The organism is Streptomyces sp. SD15, from assembly GCF_054462255.1.
The window spans coordinates 1-16,277 of record NZ_JBTLMO010000057.1; the positions used below are offsets into that span (position 1 = coordinate 1).

13 protein-coding genes are annotated in these 16,277 nt (G+C 71.6%); 3 read left to right on the forward strand and 10 right to left on the reverse strand.

Features of this window, described 5'->3' with window-relative positions; translation table 11 throughout:
* Positions 1–136: 136 nt before the first annotated feature.
* The 3 genes from ACX28W_RS36665 to ACX28W_RS36675 all read right to left on the reverse strand — a co-directional run bounded on the left by ACX28W_RS36665 (position 137) and on the right by ACX28W_RS36675 (position 3,404).
* Positions 137–1,372 carry a helix-turn-helix domain-containing protein gene (locus ACX28W_RS36665; protein WP_459004335.1) on the reverse strand — a complete coding sequence of 412 codons (1,236 nt, stop codon included), beginning with the start codon at positions 1,370–1,372 and terminating at the stop codon, positions 137–139.
* A 645-nt stretch (positions 1,373–2,017) separates the two neighbouring features.
* Entirely contained in the window at positions 2,018–2,437 is a 420-nt protein-coding gene (locus ACX28W_RS36670; protein ID WP_459004370.1) for a DUF3017 domain-containing protein, read from the reverse strand.
* Between the two features lie 112 nt (positions 2,438–2,549).
* Positions 2,550–3,404, reverse strand: coding sequence for a bifunctional methylenetetrahydrofolate dehydrogenase/methenyltetrahydrofolate cyclohydrolase (locus tag ACX28W_RS36675; protein ID WP_459004336.1), 855 nt, complete (start codon positions 3,402–3,404; stop codon positions 2,550–2,552).
* Positions 3,405–3,684: 280 nt separating this feature from the next.
* On the opposite strand from ACX28W_RS36675, the gene ACX28W_RS36680 reads away from it, so the two are divergent.
* Positions 3,685–4,290 carry a hypothetical protein gene (locus ACX28W_RS36680; protein WP_459004337.1) on the forward strand — a complete coding sequence of 202 codons (606 nt, stop codon included), beginning with the start codon at positions 3,685–3,687 and terminating at the stop codon, positions 4,288–4,290.
* Between the two features lie 165 nt (positions 4,291–4,455).
* Here ACX28W_RS36680 and purH read toward each other — a convergent pair whose 3' ends face one another.
* Together purH and purN are read right to left on the reverse strand one after the other, a co-directional pair.
* Positions 4,456–6,018, reverse strand: a complete 1,563-nt coding sequence (gene purH / locus ACX28W_RS36685; RefSeq protein ID WP_459004338.1) for a bifunctional phosphoribosylaminoimidazolecarboxamide formyltransferase/IMP cyclohydrolase — start codon at positions 6,016–6,018, stop codon at positions 4,456–4,458.
* Entirely contained in the window at positions 6,015–6,635 is a 621-nt protein-coding gene (gene purN / locus ACX28W_RS36690) for a phosphoribosylglycinamide formyltransferase (RefSeq protein ID WP_459004339.1), read from the reverse strand. The genes purH and purN overlap by 4 nt, the downstream gene beginning before the upstream one ends.
* A 540-nt stretch (positions 6,636–7,175) precedes the next feature.
* Between purN and ACX28W_RS36695 the strand changes: the two genes are divergently transcribed.
* Complete coding sequence (locus ACX28W_RS36695) at positions 7,176–8,003, forward strand: hypothetical protein (RefSeq protein ID WP_459004371.1); 828 nt, start codon at positions 7,176–7,178, stop codon at positions 8,001–8,003.
* Between the two features lie 461 nt (positions 8,004–8,464).
* Here ACX28W_RS36695 and ACX28W_RS36700 read toward each other — a convergent pair whose 3' ends face one another.
* On the reverse strand, positions 8,465–10,030 hold the full coding sequence (locus tag ACX28W_RS36700) for a cell division protein PerM (protein WP_459004340.1): 1,566 nt from the start codon (positions 10,028–10,030) through the stop codon (positions 8,465–8,467).
* Positions 10,031–10,138: 108 nt separating this feature from the next.
* Here ACX28W_RS36700 and ACX28W_RS36705 point away from each other — a divergent pair, with 108 nt between their 5' ends.
* On the forward strand, positions 10,139–11,344 hold the full coding sequence (locus tag ACX28W_RS36705; RefSeq protein ID WP_459004341.1) for a helix-turn-helix domain-containing protein: 1,206 nt from the start codon (positions 10,139–10,141) through the stop codon (positions 11,342–11,344).
* A gap of 63 nt (positions 11,345–11,407) precedes the next feature.
* Here ACX28W_RS36705 and sucD read toward each other — a convergent pair whose 3' ends face one another.
* From sucD to ACX28W_RS36725, 4 genes are all read right to left on the reverse strand, one after another.
* Positions 11,408–12,292, reverse strand: coding sequence for a succinate--CoA ligase subunit alpha (gene sucD, locus ACX28W_RS36710; protein ID WP_459004342.1), 885 nt, complete (start codon positions 12,290–12,292; stop codon positions 11,408–11,410).
* Positions 12,293–12,313: 21 nt separating this feature from the next.
* Positions 12,314–13,492: an ADP-forming succinate--CoA ligase subunit beta gene (gene sucC / locus ACX28W_RS36715; protein WP_459004343.1), complete on the reverse strand. Its 1,179-nt coding sequence runs from the start codon at positions 13,490–13,492 to the stop codon at positions 12,314–12,316.
* A 422-nt stretch (positions 13,493–13,914) separates the two neighbouring features.
* On the reverse strand, positions 13,915–15,276 hold the full coding sequence (locus ACX28W_RS36720) for a hypothetical protein (RefSeq protein WP_459004344.1): 1,362 nt from the start codon (positions 15,274–15,276) through the stop codon (positions 13,915–13,917).
* 206 nt (positions 15,277–15,482) lie between these two features.
* On the reverse strand, positions 15,483–15,839 hold the full coding sequence (locus ACX28W_RS36725) for a hypothetical protein (protein ID WP_459004345.1): 357 nt from the start codon (positions 15,837–15,839) through the stop codon (positions 15,483–15,485).
* Between the last annotated feature and the right edge of the window lie 438 nt (positions 15,840–16,277).

Consider the following 16,277-nt stretch of genomic DNA (forward strand, 5'->3'; position numbering starts at 1 on the left):
GCCCCCAGGGATGATGGGGGTCCCCCCTGCTCGAGCGAAGCCGAGAGCTTGGGGGAGGGTAGGGGCGGCGGGGGCGAGAAACCAACCCCCGCGCGCGCCTCCCCACCCCCACCCCCCCGTCCACACGCCCCCTAATTCACGTCGTGCAGCCCTTCTGGCCCGACGCCAGCGTCGCGCACGCCTTCGCGTCGCCGGCGTCCTTGACGGCGACCATCGGGGTGTACGCGTCGGTGTCCGTGTCGACCGAGCCGGTCTGCTTGGCCGCGGCGTCGGCGGACACCTCGACCGTGTCACCGGCCACGGCCTGGGTGATGCGGGCCCAGGCCGCGGCACAGGTCTTGCTGTAGCGGACCTCGACGAGGGTGGTGCCGATCGTGACGCTGGTCGTGGTCGTCGCCAGTTCGCCGCCGCACCCCATGTTCTCCGGGTCCTTGCCGGTGCAGCCGTCGCCGCTGCACTTCACTCCGGCCGGCAGGTCGGGGTCGGCGGCGGCGGAGGTCGGCGGCGTCTTGGTTGCGCTCTGTTCCTTCTTGTCGTCGCCGTCCGTGAAGAAGACGGCCGCGGCTATCACGACGAGTGCGCCCACGACGCCCGCGAGGAACATCGTCACCCGCCGCTTGCGCCGCGCCCCGTCGGGCGAAGCGCCGGTGCGCGGCCGGGAGTCCCGCGGCGGACCACCAGAGGGTGCGCCAGGACCGGCCGGCCCGACCGGAGCCGGCGGACCGTACTGCCCCGCGCCACCGGAACCGGAGCCGGAGCCGGAAGGTGTGGCGACGACCCCCCAACCGCCGCCGCCCCGCGAGGCCCCACCGGACGAGGAACCCCCGGGCAAGGAGCCGCCGGACGAGGACCTGCCGTACCCGGAATCGCCGCGTGAGCCACCCCCGTACGACGAGTCCTCCACCTCGGTGGCGGACGGCTGAGGCGGCACAGTCGGTGCCACACCCGCGGGCCCGGCGATCCCCGGTGTCGCGGTCGCGCTGCCGCCCTTGCGGGCCTGCTTGCCGTTGCTCCCCTTCGCCGGGGGCGCCCCGAACTCCCCGAGCGCGGCGCGCGCCTGGGAGATCCGGATCGCTTCCATGGTCATGTCGTGGCGCATCTCCGAGCGGCTCCAGGCGCGCTCGGCCAGCTCCCACATGGTGGTCAGATGGATGGGATTGGTTCCGGTCACCTCGGCCAGGGCGACGATCGCACCCTTGGGCGCGAGGAGCCGGCCGTTGAGGTAACGCTCCCAGGACGTCTTGCTGTAGCCCGTACGGTCGGCCACTGCGGCGATGCTCAGCCCGCTTCGGTCGACCAGCCGGCGCAGCTGGCTGGCGAACTCCCTGACCTGCGGATCGAGTTCATCCGGCAAAGCCCTCCAACGAGGCATTACTGCTCCCCCCTGCTTCTTTCCCCCCGTACGTGCCTGACTGTTCTCCCACGCGTGGCTCCCCCAAGCTCTCAAGAACGTTCGAGCAGGGGCTACCCCCTCATCTCCGCCGAGTCCCCGTTCTGGCTACCCACAGGGATGCCCTCGGTCGGGATCTCAGTTCCCGGGGTGGGGGCGCACGGGAGCATTCGGGCCGGGCGTGCGCCGTTGCACGCCCGTTGGGCTGCGGTCCAGTGTCCCATCGACATCGCGCACGCCAATCGGACGCTCGGGCTCCGCACAGGACGTCCCGGACCGTCCCGATTGCCCACGTTAACCGGGCTGTTGGCGCGGATCAGTGCAAATCCCTGAACTTGTCAAGACATCGACACCAGGGGAACACAAGTCCGACCTCAGCCATCACGGGAGCGCTCAACTCACCCGCTGGGCCCCCTGAGGACGCCGGACGGTCCTCGTTGCGCGGCGCGGACACCGTAGCGGAATGGTCACCTCAGTGCCACAGCGAACTGCCGGCTGTTGAACAGCTTGTTCCTGTGCAGGAGTGTTGACTCCCGGGCGGCCCGACCGCCCGGCCGCGGCCCGTCCTTACTCGGGGGAGGGGACGGGTCGCGGCCATGTCCGCGGACGGCGGACGACGTACGGGACTCAGCGGACCGTGAAGTGCAGTGTGTCGTCCAGGAACGGGATCTCCAGCAACGGGTTGGGCTGCGCCATCAGGGCGAGCAGCACGATGGCGACGCCCAGCACCCCGTACGTGATCAGGTCCGTGAAGCGGGAGCGGACCGCGAGCATGCCCACGTCGGGCAGCATCCAGCGCATCACGGCGCCGGCCAGCAGCGCGGCGCCGATCAGGATCGTGCCGATCCTGAACGCGTCCAGCGCTGTCAGCAGCAGGCCCAGCCCGACCGCCGACAGCACGGCGAGGATGGGCCACTGACGGGCGGGCGCCGGGGCGTCCCGGGCCGCCGCCCGGCCGCCGCCCTCGGGACGCGCGGTGTCCCGCGTGAGTCTCGGGAACCGGCGCGTGGCACGGCGCGGCTGCCCTTCGGCGTCGGGCGCGCTCACGGCGTCGAGCGTGGTCGGCTCGCCGCTCGCACTCGCGGCCTCCGCGTCCCGTACGGGCGGCGTGGCGCCGGTGCCCCGCCCGGCGCGCGCCCCGGCACCCTCGGACCTGCCGTCAGCCGACACTGCGCTCCGCCGCTTCCACCACGTTGACGAGCAGCTGGGCGCGGGTCATCGGGCCGACGCCGCCCGGGTTCGGGGAGATCCAGGCGGCCACCTCGGCGACGTCCGGGTGGACGTCTCCGACGATCTTGCCCTCGGCGCTGCGCGAGACACCGACGTCGAGGACGGCGGCGCCCGGCTTCACGTCCTCGGCCCTGATGAGGTGCGCTGAGCCGGCCGCGGCGACGATGATGTCGGCGCGCTTCAGGTGGGAGGAGAGGTCACGGGTGCCGGTGTGGCACTGGGTGACCGTCGCATTCTCACTGCGCCGCGTCAGCAGCAGTGGCATCGGGCGGCCGATGGTCACACCGCGGCCGACGACCACGACCTCCGCGCCCTTGATCTCGACGCCGTAGCGGCGCAGGAGGGTGAGGACGCCATTGGGGGTGCAGGGCAGCGGGGCCGGCTCGTTCAGCACGAGGCGGCCGAGGTTCATCGGGTGGAGTCCGTCCGCGTCCTTGTCCGGGTCCATCAGCTCCAGGATGCGGTTCTCGTCGATGCCCTTGGGGAGCGGGAGCTGGACGATGTAGCCGGTGCAGGCCGGGTCCTCGTTCAGCACGCGCACCACCGCCTCGATCTCCTCCTGGGTGGCGGTCGCGGGCAACTCACGCTGAATGGAGGCGATGCCGACCTGGGCGCAGTCGCGGTGCTTGCCCGCGACGTACTTCTGGCTGCCGGGATCGTCACCGACGAGGACGGTCCCCAGGCCGGGCGTGACGCCCTTCTCCTTCAGGGCCGCCACGCGGACGGTCAGATCGGACTTGATCGCGGCTGCGGTGGCCTTGCCATCGAGAATCTGGGCGGTCATGACCCCATCCTCGCGGATGACCCGGCCCCGGTTCCAATCCGGGCGCCGCTTGTCCATCCGCTGTACCGTCCCCGCCCCACCCTCGTTTCCGCCTGTGATCAGCGATGTTGCACTTGCACAACACAATCGTGAGGGCGCTGGACAAGTAAGTAAGGCCTTTAGAACGATGAACGCCACAGTGTCGCGGACAGTACCGGGGGGACAGACCGCTCTGAAGAAAACTCCTCCGCGTCGTGCCGCGCACGTCGTCCCCGCACTACGCAACGGAGGAAACCCCGCCATGAGTTTCGGCGACCCGAACAACCCCTACGGCCCCCCGCAGGGCCAGCAGCCGTCCGGCTACCCGCCCCCGGGCCAGCCCGGCTACGGCTACCCCCAGAGCGCCCCGCAGCAGCCCGGCTACGGCTACCCGCAGGCCCCGCCGGTCCAGCAGTCGCCGTACGGCGGCTACCCCGGCGGCCCGATGGTGATGCCCGGCGGGGTGAAGGCCGCGCGCGTGATGCTGTTCGTCATCGCCGGTCTGCAAGTACTCGGCGCCATCCTGGTCGCGCTGTCCGCGCTCGCCGTCTCGGCCGCGAAGAACGACGAGTCCCTCAAGGACGACGTCCAGTTCCAGCAGCTCGCCGACTACTCGGCCGGCGCCCTGTGGGGCGTGACCGTCGCGATCCTGGCCTGGGGCGTCCTCGCGATCTGGCTCGGCGTGAAGTGCGGCAACGGCGGCAACGGCGTCCGCGTCACCGCGCTGGTGTTCGGCATCATCACGGCGATCCTCGGCATCTACCCGTTCATCATCATCGGCCTGGTGCACACCGTGCTCGCGGTCCTCATAGCGGTGTTCGTCGGCAAGGCCGACGGTGACGCCTGGTTCAACAGGCCCAAGTACTGAGCCGAGAAGTACCGAGCGGTTCGGTTCCTCCCCGGCGTGGACGTCCGGAGTGCCTCGCAGTGATCTACGCGGTACACCCCTGCTGACACCCCGTCAAAGGCGCACGGCGGCGGCCCACCGGAAGGTCCGGTGGGCCGCCGCCGTGCGTACGCGTACGCGTACCACTCAGTGGAAGAAGTGCCGCGTCCCCGTGAAGTACATCGTGATGCCCGCCTTCTTCGCGGCGTCCACGACCAGTTCGTCGCGGACCGAACCGCCGGGCTGGACCACGGCCCTGACGCCCGCCTCGGCGAGGATCTCCAGGCCGTCGGGGAACGGGAAGAACGCGTCCGAGGCGGCGTAGGACCCGCGGGCCCGCTCGGCGCCCGCCCGCTCGACCGCCAGCTTCGCGGAGTCGACACGGTTGACCTGGCCCATGCCGACGCCGACCGAGGCGCCGTCCTTGGCCAGCAGGATCGCGTTGGACTTCACCGCACGGCAGGCACGCCAGGCGAAGGCCAGCTCGTCGAGCTCGCCCTCGTTCAGGGCATCACCGGTGGCGAGGGTCCAGGAGCTCGGGTTGTCGCCGTCGGCCTGGAGGCGGTCGGTGACCTGGAGCAGCGCGCCGCCGTCGATCTGCTTGATCTCGGTCGGGTTGGCGGGCGCCCGGTGGGCGCGCAGCACGCGGATGTTCTTCTTCTTGGTGAGGGCCTCGAGCGCGCCGTCCTCGTACTCCGGCGCCACGATGACCTCGGTGAAGATCTCGGCGACCTGCTCCGCCATCTCCTTCGTCACCGGCCGGTTGACCGCGATGACGCCGCCGAACGCGGACAGCGGGTCACAGGCGTGCGCCTTGCGGTGCGCCTCGGCGACGCTCGAGGCGACCGCGATACCGCACGGGTTGGCGTGCTTGATGATCGCGACGCAGGGGTCCTCGTGGTCGTACGCGGCACGGCGCGCGGCGTCCGTGTCCGTGAAGTTGTTGTACGACATCTCCTTGCCGTGCAGCTGCTCGGCCTCGGCGAGGCCGCCCGTGCCGTCGACGTAGAGGGCCGCCCCCTGGTGCGGGTTCTCGCCGTAGCGGAGGGTGTTCTTGCGCGCGTAGGTCGCGCCCAGGAAGTCGGGGAGGCCGCTGCTGTCGGCGGCGGCGTACTCGTCCGCGAACCAGGAGGCGACGGCCACGTCGTACGCGGCGGTGTGCTGGAAGGCCTCGGCGGCGAGCCGCTTGCGGGAGCGAAGGTCGAAGCCGCCCGCCTTTGCGGCGGCGAGGACGTCGCCGTAACGCGCGGGGCTGGTCACGACCGCCACGGACGGGTGGTTCTTGGCGGCGGCGCGGACCATCGACGGCCCGCCGATGTCGATCTGCTCGACGCACTCGTCCGGCGTCGCACCCGAGGCGACCGTCTCGCGGAAGGGGTAGAGGTTGACGACGACGAGGTCGAAGGGCTCGACACCGAGCTCTTCCAGCTGGCGCCGGTGGTCGGCGAGCCGCAGGTCGGCGAGGATGCCCGCGTGGACCTTGGGGTGCAGGGTCTTGACCCGGCCGTCCAGGCACTCGGGGAAGCCGGTCAGCTCCTCGACCTTGGTGACGGGGACGCCGGCGGCGGCGATGCGGGCGGCCGTGGAGCCGGTCGACACCAGCTCGACACCGGCCTCGTGCAGCCCGCGTGCCAGCTCTTCCAGGCCGGTCTTGTCGTAGACGCTGACGAGCGCCCTGCGAAGGGGCCGCTTGTTGCTCTCGGCGGTCACTGGATTACTACCTTTCGTCCCTCAATGCGATAGCCGTTGCGGGCGAGCCGCCCCACGACATCGACGAGCAGCCTTCGCTCGACTTCCTTGATGCGCTCGTGCAGAGCGCTCTCGTCGTCCTCGTCCCGGACCTCCACCACGCCCTGAGCGATGATCGGTCCGGTGTCGACGCCGTCGTCGACGAAGTGGACGGTGCAGCCGGTGACCTTCGCGCCGTACACGAGCGCGTCACGCACGCCGTGGGCCCCCGGAAAACTGGGCAGCAGGGCGGGATGCGTGTTGACGAACCGCCCCCCGAACCTGGCGAGGAATTCCTTCCCCACGATCTTCATGAACCCGGCGGAGACGACGAGGTCGGGCTCATGGGCGGCGACCTCCTCGGCGAGCGCCGCGTCCCACTCGTCCCGGGTCTCGTAGTCCTTGACGCGCCGGACGAAGGTGGACAGCCCCGCCCGCTCGGCACGCGCGAGCCCCTCGATGCCGTCGCGGTCGGCGCCGACGGCCACGATCTCGGCTCCGTAGGCCTCGGTGCCGTGCGCCGCGATGGCGTCGAGCAGTGCCTGCAGATTCGTGCCTGATCCGGAGACCAGCACGACGAGGCGCTTGGTCTTGGCCACGGCGGGGCCCTTTCTCGGGGGAGCGTTTGTACGGTCGTACGAATGCTTCGCGCCCCGGGATACGGGGAAGTCTACGAAGCGGCCGACCGTCAGCAACGATACCGGCACTCCGGGCGGCCCCCACGGGACGGGGGCGTGGCCGGAAGGTAGCGTCTGGGGAGGATCCTCCCGGGAACGCCCTGCGGCATGGGGAACGCCCTGTGCGCGTGGGACGTTGATCGGGGACGGGTACGAATGCTCGGGGCGCAGGCCCTGGGAAACGAACGTCCGGGGTGCGAGCCTGGGAAACGAACGTCCGAGGTGCGGGCCTCGAGCGGGAAGCCCAGGGAGCGGACCCTCAAAGCAAACGCCCGGGGTGCGAGCCCTGGGTCGCAGTGCCCGGGGCGCCAAGTCCTGGGTCGCAGTGCCCGGGGCGCCGAGTCCTGGATACGAACGTCCGGGGCGCGAGCCCTGGGCAGGAAACCCGGGGTGCGCGTCGCGAGCACGATGCTGTGCGGACACGCCGCCCGCCAGAACCACCAAGGGGAAGACGCACACCTGATGCCGGACCGCAGTCTCCGACTCCCTCCGCTCCTGCTGCGCGAGCGGCGCCCTTCGCCTACCCCGCCGCGGGAGAGCGGGGACGCGCCCTCGGGCGGGCACGGCTCCTCGGACGGACGTGACTCCGCGGACGGAAACAGCTCCGGCTCCGGCTCCGGCTCCGGCTCCGACGACAATCCGTTCGCTCCGCCGCCGGAGGGGACGCCCGACCGGCCCTGGCAGCCGAGGCGGCCCGCGGGCGGACAGGGGCAGGACTCTGACGGGAGCGGTGGATCCGGAGGTGATTCCGGACGGTCCCCCTGGGGTGGCCAGTGGAGCGACCGGCAGCCGGGACGTTCGACGGGCGGCGGTTTCGGTGACCGGCCCAGGGCTCCCCAGGGCCAGGGCGGCCAGGATGGTCCCGGCGGCGGCCCGGGCGCTGGGATGCGCTGGGACCCGACGGACCCGGCCCAGCGCCGTGCGCGTTACGCACTGCTCTCAGGCATGTGGGCGTTCTTCTTCGCCCTGTTCAGCTGGCCGTACGTGGCCCTGCTGCTCGGCGCACTCGCCCTGTACTGGGGCGGCAGCGCCCTGCGCGCCAAGCCCCGCACACCGGACCCGGACGCACCGGCCCCCGACTCGAACACCCGGCCCCAGAGGACAGCCGCGGTGAGCGGTCTCGTCACCGCGTCCCTGGCCATCGTCCTGGTCGCCGCGACGTTCACCGCCCAGCTCGTCTACAGCGACTACTACGCCTGTACGAACGACGCCCTCACCAACGCGTCGAAGCAGTCCTGCAACGACCTTCTGCCGAAGGAGCTGCGGGGCCTGCTGGGAACGCGCAGCTAGCCGTTCCCGCACCCCCTGGGGGCTCCGCCCCCACCCCCCCGTTCGGCCTGAACGGCCTCGTTCAAACGCCGGACGGGCTGGGGTATCCCCGACCGAGGCTTCGAAGGCTCCGCCGGGAGCTTCAGATCCGCGGGGGCATCGAAGGCTCCGGCTGGGGATTGAGGGCTCCGCGGCCTGAAGGCTTCCGTCGAGGCTTGAGAGCTTCGCCGGGGGCTCGAGGGTTGTGGCCGGGGCTGAATGTTTTCGGCCCCGGGCGGCAATCTTCAGCCCGTCCGGCGTTTGAGGACGAGCCCTTCGGGCTTAGGCGGGGGTCTGGAGGCAGAGCCCCCAGGGATGGGACGGGTAGGGGCGGCGGGGGCGAGCAAACCCCACGGCCACCCCCACCGCCTCGGCTCCGGCGCCTCCGCAGGAGCCGCCCCCTCTCCCTCAGCGCCGCCCAGCGAGACTCACGGAAGATGTCCTCACTCCGCCGCCCCCGTCTGCGGAACCGGCGGACCTTCACCCCCGTCACCCCGCACCCGCCTCCCCCGGGACAGCCACGAAGGCCACGAGATCCGCCCACGCCACACCGCCCAACCCAGCCACGAAGGTCGACGAAAACCCCGCCCCGATCGCCCCGCCCCCTCCCGAAGCCTCCACGCCCGCACCCCCACCGCCGCCGGAATCCCCACCCCCACCGTCCAAGCAACCGCCGCAGCCCCTACCTGCCACCACACCGGCCCGAAGTGAGCCAACGCCGCAACCCCCAGCGGCCCCCCGGCCAGCCCGGCCAGCCCGGCCAGCACAAGGCCGCACAACACGGACGCGAGCCCCACCCCCGCAACGGTCCGCCCCCGCGACCAGACATCACCCCGTACCCCGGCCGCACCCCCCGACACCCCCGACGCCTTCGACACTCCCGATACCTTCGACACCCCCGACACCTTCGAAGCCCCCGAAGCCCTCGCGGCCCCCGACACCCCCGCAGCCACCAGGAACCACGCCACCGTCCCCCCCGCCGCCACCGGCACCACCCCACCCACCCAACTCCACGGCCCCCCCGCCGCCTCCCCCGGCACCGCCGCCAGCAGCGGAAAGGCCGGCAGCAACGGCCCCGGCGCAGCCGCGGACAACGGCCCCGCGACATGCCCCGCCCCCAGCACGACCCCCGGCCCCAGCCCATACGCGGCCCCCCACACCGCCGCGTTCGGCACCAGAGCCAGACACAGCAGCAGTACCGCGAACCGCCCCGACCACACCCCGGTGAGCTGCACGAACGAGTCCCGCGCGGAGCCCCCGTGCCACACCAGCGACGCCCCCACCAGCAGCGCACCACCCCCGACGAGCACCGCCACCCCGGCCCCCGCCGCACGCGTCGAGGCCCCCACCCACCGCCGGGTCGACGGCGCCGGCACACGAAGGGTGACGTGACGGCGTACGCCGGCGGGCAGCGTGGCAAGAACCCGGCGCAACGAGACAGGCAACGGCCCACCGGGGCGCGCGTACGCCGTCCACACTCCCGCCCCCGCCGCGCTCACGGCGAGCAGCGGCAGGCATACGACCGTCCACAGCCACGACGGCCGTAGCTCCCCGCCCGTGGCGTACAGCGCGGCGGCCACACCGACGGTCAGATAGCCCACGACGGACCCGGCCCACACCGTGCGCGCCGTGGCCTCGAGGTCGGCGTCCGCCGCCGCGTCGCGCGCCGCCCGGTGCAGCAGCCACGCGGGCAGGACGACCAGGAGCAGCGGCGTGAGGCCCACCGGCATGGGCAGGCCGGACAGCGTGTCGGTGCGGATGAGTTCGACACCGTGCGCCAAGAGCCAAAGAGCCGCAGCGACGTGCAGCGCGCCGCCCGGCCCGCTGTCCGGGTAAGGCGAGCTGATCCACAGCACCATGACGAGAACGGCGAACGAGCCGAGTCCGAGCCCCGCGGCGAGGGCGCCACCCAGGAGGCTGGCGGCCAATCCTGGTGGTCGGTCGCGCATCCGGGTGAGCAAGGACGACAACGACAGCCTGCGGTCGGTCATTGGGGTCACGACCGCCATGCTCCCAACGACACGCGCTTTCTCGTCGTAACAGGCGAACCTCGGATGTGTCGCTCAATATGCAGCTATGCACTTTTTCGTACGCGGGGGCGCCCTGTGGGGTCCGCAATGACACAGAGCCCTGCGACCCCGCTGCCCTCCCCCGAGGAGCTCCGCCGCCTGCGCGAGGCGAAGGCTCTGAGCCACGCCGACGTCGCGGCCGAGGTGGGCGTCACCCCCAAGACGGTGCGCTCGTGGGAGAACGGCCGCACGACGCCGCGCGGCCGCAAACGGGAAGCGTACGCAAAGTTGCTGACCTCCACTGAAGCGACTGCCCGACAGGAGGACTCCGCCCCCGTACTGGTCGGCGATGCCTCCAGCCCCTTATCCCCGCCTCCAGAAGTGCCGCACCCTTCGGACGATCACGCCGAGCCCGAGCTCGAGCCCGACCCTGAACCCGAATCCGAACCCGAACCCGAATCCGAATCCGAATCCGAATCCGAACCGTCGCCCCCGCCGGAATCCGAATCCACCACGGCCCTGACGCCCGCTCAGGCCTTCGACACGCTCTACGCGTTCTGCGCCCCCGCCCTCGTACGGCAGGCCTATCTGCTCACCGGACGGCGGGAGCTGGCGCGGGAGTCCGTGGAGCGGGCCTTTCAACTGGCCTGGCACCGCTGGCCCGAGGTGGCCGTGGACCGGGATCCGACGGGGTGGGTGCGGGCGGCGACATACGAGTACGCGCTCTCGCCCTGGCACCGATTCCGCCCCCGGCACCGGCATCCGGAGGCGCCGCCCGCCGAGGCCGCCGACCGCACGCTGCTCGCCGTACTCCTGCAGCTGCCACCCGTGTACCGGCGGACCCTGGTGCTCTACGACGGGGTCGGGCTCGACCTGCCGGAGACCGCGGCCGAGACGGAGGCGAGCACGCCCGCGGCGGCCAACCGGCTGCTGCACGCGCGCGGGACCGTCGCCGCGCGTCTGCCGGAACTGGCGGTGCCGGAGGATCTGCACCGACGGCTCGCCGAACTCGCCGGAACGGAGCGACTGCGCGCCGCGAAGCCCCGGACGGTGCGCTGGTCCAGCGAACGCCGCGCCCGTCGCTGGACCCGTGCGGCCATCGCGTTCACAGCCGTCCTGATCGGGGTCACCAGCCTGACGCTCCGAACGGCCCCGGACCACTACGAGCCCCCGCTGGCCCCGGGCGAGACGGTCGGCGGGCTGCCGCCCCGGGCCGCTCCCGGGCCGCTGTCCGCGCAGCAGCTGGCGCTGCACTCCAGGCTCAAGAAGGCGACGGTGAGCGGTCCGGAGCGACTGGTTCCGCAGAGTCGTTGAGTACGCCGACGGGCCCGCACCCTTTTCCAGGGTGCGGGCCCGTCGGCGTACTCAGCTGAAAAGTCAGCCCGCGAGCAGCTCGCGCGCCAGCTTGGCCGTCTCGGTCGGCGTCTTGCCGACCTTGACGCCGGCGGCCTCGAGGGCCTCCTTCTTGGCGGCGGCCGTGCCGGAGGAACCGGAGACGATGGCGCCGGCGTGGCCCATGGTCTTGCCCTCGGGCGCGGTGAAGCCGGCGACGTAGCCGACGACCGGCTTGGTCACGTTCTTCGCGATGAAGTCCGCGGCCCGCTCCTCGGCGTCGCCACCGATCTCGCCGATCATGACGATCAGGTCGGTGTCGGGGTCGGCCTCGAACGCGGCGAGCGCGTCGATGTGCGTGGTGCCGATGACCGGGTCGCCACCGATGCCGACGGCCGACGAGAAGCCGATGTCACGGAGCTCGTACATCATCTGGTACGTCAGCGTGCCGGACTTCGAGACCAGACCGATGCGGCCCGGCTTCGTGATGTCGCCCGGAATGATGCCGGCGTTCGACTGGCCAGGCGTGATCAGGCCGGGGCAGTTCGGGCCGATGATGCGGGTCTTGTTGTCCTTCGACTTCGCGTACGCCCAGAAGGCGGCGGAGTCGTGGACGGCGATGCCCTCGGTGATGACGACCGCGAGGGGGATCTCCGCGTCGATGGCCTCGACGACGGCGGCCTTGGCGAAGGCCGGCGGCACGAAGAGGACGGACACGTTGGCGCCCGTCTTCTCCATGGCCTCGGCGACCGTGCCGAAGACGGGGATGTCGGTGCCGTCGATGTCGACCGACGTGCCCGCCTTGCGCGGGTTCACGCCACCGACGATGTTCGTGCCGTCGGCCAGCATGAGCTTGGTGTGCTTCATGCCCGTGGCACCGGTCATGCCCTGGACGATGACCTTGCTGTCCTTGGTGAGGAAGATAGCCATGGCTGTTTAGTCCCTCTTCCCTTACTTCGCAGCCGCGAGCTCGGCGGCCTTGTCGGCCGCGCCGTCCATGGTGTCCACGCGCTGCACGAGCGGGTGGTTGGCGTCCGACAGGATCTTGCGACCCAGCTCGGCGTTGTTGCCGTCGAGGCGCACGACCAGGGGCTTGGTGACTTCCTCGCCCTTGTCCTTGAGCAGCTGCAGCGCCTGGACGATGCCGTTGGCGACCTCGTCACAGGCGGTGATGCCACCGAAGACGTTGACGAAGACGGACTTGACGTCCGGGTCGCCGAGGATGATCTCCAGGCCGTTCGCCATGACCGCGGCGGAGGCGCCACCGCCGATGTCGAGGAAGTTGGCGGGCTTGACGCCGCCATGGTTCTCACCGGCGTATGCGACGACGTCGAGGGTGCTCATGACGAGACCCGCGCCGTTGCCGATGATGCCGACCTCACCGTCGAGCTTGACGTAGTTGAGGTTCTTCGCCTTGGCGGCGGCCTCGAGCGGGTTGGCCGATGCCTTGTCCTCGAGGGCGGCGTGCTCCGGCTGACGGAACTCCGCGTTCTCGTCCAGGGACACCTTGCCGTCGAGCGCGATCACGCGGCCGTCGGCGACCTTGGCGAGGGGGTTGACCTCGACGAGGAGGGCGTCCTCCTTGATGAAGGTGTCCCACAGGGTCACGAGGATGTCGGCGACCTGGTCGGCGACCTCGGCCGGGAACTTCGCCTGGGCGACGATCTCGCGGGCCTTCTCGATCGAGACGCCCTCGTTGGCGTCGACCGGGACCTTCGCGAGGGCTTCGGGGTTCTCCTCGGCGACGACCTCGATCTCCACGCCGCCCTGGACGGACGCCATGGCGAGGAAAGTGCGGTTGGTGCGGTCGAGGAGGTACGAGACGTAGTACTCCTCGGCGATCTCGGGCGCGGTCTCGGCGATCATCACCTTGTGGACCGTGTGGCCCTTGATGTCCATGCCGAGGATGTCCGTCGCGCGGGCGACGGCCTCGTCCGGGGTGGCGGCGAGCTTGACGCCGCCGGCCTTGCCGCGGCCACCGACCTTCACCTGGGCCTTGACGACGGACTTGCCGCCAAGACGCTCGGTCGCCTCGCGGGCTGCCTCAGGCGTGTCAATGACTTCACCGGCCAGCACCGGTACACCGTGCTTGGCGAAGAGGTCCCTCGCCTGGTACTCGAACAGGTCCACGCGCGTCATCCCTATCAGTGATCTCGCGGTTCGTTGGATGCGTGGGCGTGCCGCGAAGGGCAACGTGACGTCCGCTGTCACAAGGGTGGCGCACACGGTGTCCGAGAGCGCGGCATGTCCGTCTCGCAGGTTATCGCCGCTGGACGCGGGTCCCTAAATCGCAGATCACACCTGAGCGGTGATACCTGTCACAGAGCAGGGCCTCACCAGGCTGGGGTTTGCCTGGTGAGGCCCCTTGAACAGCCCCGAAGGGGCCCAGGGCGGGCGGTCCCCACCCCCATGGGGACCGCTCTCCCCACCCGCGGGATTAGGTCGGACGGGACCGACGGCTTTCGGCCGTCCGGGGCCGTGGCCCCGCGGAGTCTGTCGGATGCCGTACGGCTGTTCCGCCGAGGATGGCCGTACGGCGAGGGAGGGGACCGTCAGGCGCTGTACGTGCCGTAGTGCACGTCCTGCACGTCCTGCACGTCCTGCACGTAGCTCGGTGTGACCGACTCGGTCACACCCTGGACGCCCGTCACCGCGTGCCCGGCCAGCGGTCCGCCGGTCGCCCCGACGGTCCCGGTCACGTCCTGCCCGAGCGCACCGACCTGACCGACGACGCCACCCGCGAACGGGCCGACCTCGCCGACCACACCGGCGGCGAAGGGCCGCACATCGCCCACGACGCCGTACGCGAGGCCGGTGGCACTGCCCCCGACGCCCGCCACGACCGGCTGCACCAGGTCGACGACCGGCTGCACCGCGCCGACGACGCCCCCGGCGAAGGGCCGCACGTCGTCTGCGACGACGCCCTGCGCGAAGGGGCCGACCGGACCGGTGACGCCGTACGCGAGGGTGCCCGCGTCGGCCACGACCCCGCCCGCGAAGGGCCGCACGTCGCCGACCACGCCGTACACCAGCGCCCCCGCGTCCCCGACGGCCTGCCCGGCAACCGGGACCACGCCGTGCACAGCGGTCGCGGCGACGGGCGGAAGGACGGAGGCCGCGGTGTCGCCGACGACCTGACCGACGGCGCGGTCCACGACCGGGATGACGCCCTGCACGGCGGTGGCCGCGACCGGCGGGAGGGCGGCGGACGCGGTCTCGTGGGCGACCGGGCCCGCGAGGTTGGTGGCGGTGATTGCGGTGGCGGTGGTCGCGCCCTGGACGGCCGCGAGCTTCGTCTGCGTCCCGGCGAGGGCCTGCTCCAGCTCGGGCGCGAAGGCCGCGAGCGGGCCGAAGAGGTAGTCGATCTCGCCCTGGCGAGCCGGGGCGTCGGCGATGGTCTCCTTGGCTGCGGCCGTGACCCTGGTCGCGGCGTGGTCCGCTGCGGAGGCGGTGGGGTCCACGGCGTGCGAGAGGTGGGCGACGGTCGGGACCTTGGCGTCGACGTAACGGCGGGCGTGGTCGGCGGTCTCCGCCGTCGCGTCCGTGGCGGCCATGGCGGTCTCCTTGGCCTGGGTGTCGGCGGTGGCGGTGGTGCCGGTGATGGCCGTAGTGCCGGTCGTGGCGGTGGTGCCGGCGGCGGCAGTGGTGCCGGAGGCCGTCTTCTGCACGTCGTTCGGCACGTTCCCGACGACGCCGTCGACGGTGTCGGTGACCGCGTCGGTCACCGAGCCGGTCACCGAGCCGGTCACTGAGCCGGTGACCGCGCTGACGGTGTCCGTGACGCCGACGGCCGCGTCGGGCGCGGAGACTGCCGCGGAGGGCAGCTCATCGGCGCTGGCGACGGCGGAGCCGAGTGCCCACGCGCCGGTGACTCCGGCGGCTATGACAATGGAACGGCGGATGTTCTTGTTCATGCGTACGTCAGATCCTTCGGGATTCCGAGAGTTCGGGACATTCCGGAGATTCGATTGATTTCTTACGATCACAGCCGATTTCTGCTGATCACCGTGAAATCGGGAGAATTCCTGAGGCTTCCGTCCGGGGATCGGAGGGGTGTCCGGACGGCGGGCAGACCTGTTCCGCCCCCGCGCGGCAGGTCGTCAGCGGGGGAAGGACTGCCCTAGCCGGGGAAAACCGGAATGTCCCGGTACCTGTCCCGGGTCTCGGCCGCGGTCACGACCGCGGATGCACCGGGCACGAGCCGCAGCGGCGCCCGGTGGTTCGGAGTGACGGCACACGGATCGCCGTGCCGCGGCGCGCCGTTACCGACGGCCGACTGATCACCCAGCGCGCCCGTGGGGGCACCCGGGGGTGTCTGATGCGCGGGAGCAACTCCCGCCGCCACGCCGTGTCGGGCACGAAGCGCGACCACACCGTCGACGTTCGCACCGACGACCACGGGGCCGTACACGGAGGTGACCCCGGCGCCGGACTGCCGACCGGCCACATGCGGGACGGTCGCGCCGAACGAAGGCACGGACCCCCCACCCGACGGCTGCGAACCCGAACCTGCATGCGGAGGCTGTCCCCCCACACCCGGAAGCCCTGGCAGCCCGGAAAGCTCCGGCGGAGACGGCAGCGACGGCAGCGACGGCAGCGACGGCAGGATCTTCGGCGGGGCTTCGGCCAACCCGCCGGTGAGTGCCTCCACGAGAGCGCCGATCGGCCGTACGGCCTTGTCTGCGGCCGGCGGTACAACGGTGCCGCCAACCGGTCGTGCGACGTGCCGGACGGTGTCCGTGACGTCGTCGGTACCGGCGACATGCGCGACGGTCCGTCCCGCCGAGGGCAGTACCGATCCCCTCGACGGGGTCGAAGCGGAGGCGCCCGGCTTCACAACCCGCTCCACCGAACTCTCCGCCGACCGCACAACCTCGGCCACCGGAGCCGCTGAAGCCGCAGGAGTCTCAGGAGT

What these genes read in the sequence shown, in the direction of transcription:
- ACX28W_RS36665 (WP_459004335.1), bottom strand. Translation starts at nt 1,372, where the DNA reads ATGCCTCGTTGGAGGGCTTTGCCGGATGAACTCGATCCGCAGGTCAGG.
- ACX28W_RS36675 (WP_459004336.1), bottom strand. Translation starts at nt 3,404, where the DNA reads ATGACCGCCCAGATTCTCGATGGCAAGGCCACCGCAGCCGCGATCAAG.
- ACX28W_RS36680 (WP_459004337.1), top strand. Translation starts at nt 3,685, where the DNA reads ATGAGTTTCGGCGACCCGAACAACCCCTACGGCCCCCCGCAGGGCCAG.
- ACX28W_RS36695 (WP_459004371.1), top strand. Translation starts at nt 7,176, where the DNA reads ATGCCGGACCGCAGTCTCCGACTCCCTCCGCTCCTGCTGCGCGAGCGG.
- ACX28W_RS36700 (WP_459004340.1), bottom strand. Translation starts at nt 10,030, where the DNA reads ATGGCGGTCGTGACCCCAATGACCGACCGCAGGCTGTCGTTGTCGTCC.
- ACX28W_RS36705 (WP_459004341.1), top strand. Translation starts at nt 10,139, where the DNA reads ATGACACAGAGCCCTGCGACCCCGCTGCCCTCCCCCGAGGAGCTCCGC.
- sucD (WP_459004342.1), bottom strand. Translation starts at nt 12,292, where the DNA reads ATGGCTATCTTCCTCACCAAGGACAGCAAGGTCATCGTCCAGGGCATG.
- ACX28W_RS36720 (WP_459004344.1), bottom strand. Translation starts at nt 15,276, where the DNA reads ATGAACAAGAACATCCGCCGTTCCATTGTCATAGCCGCCGGAGTCACC.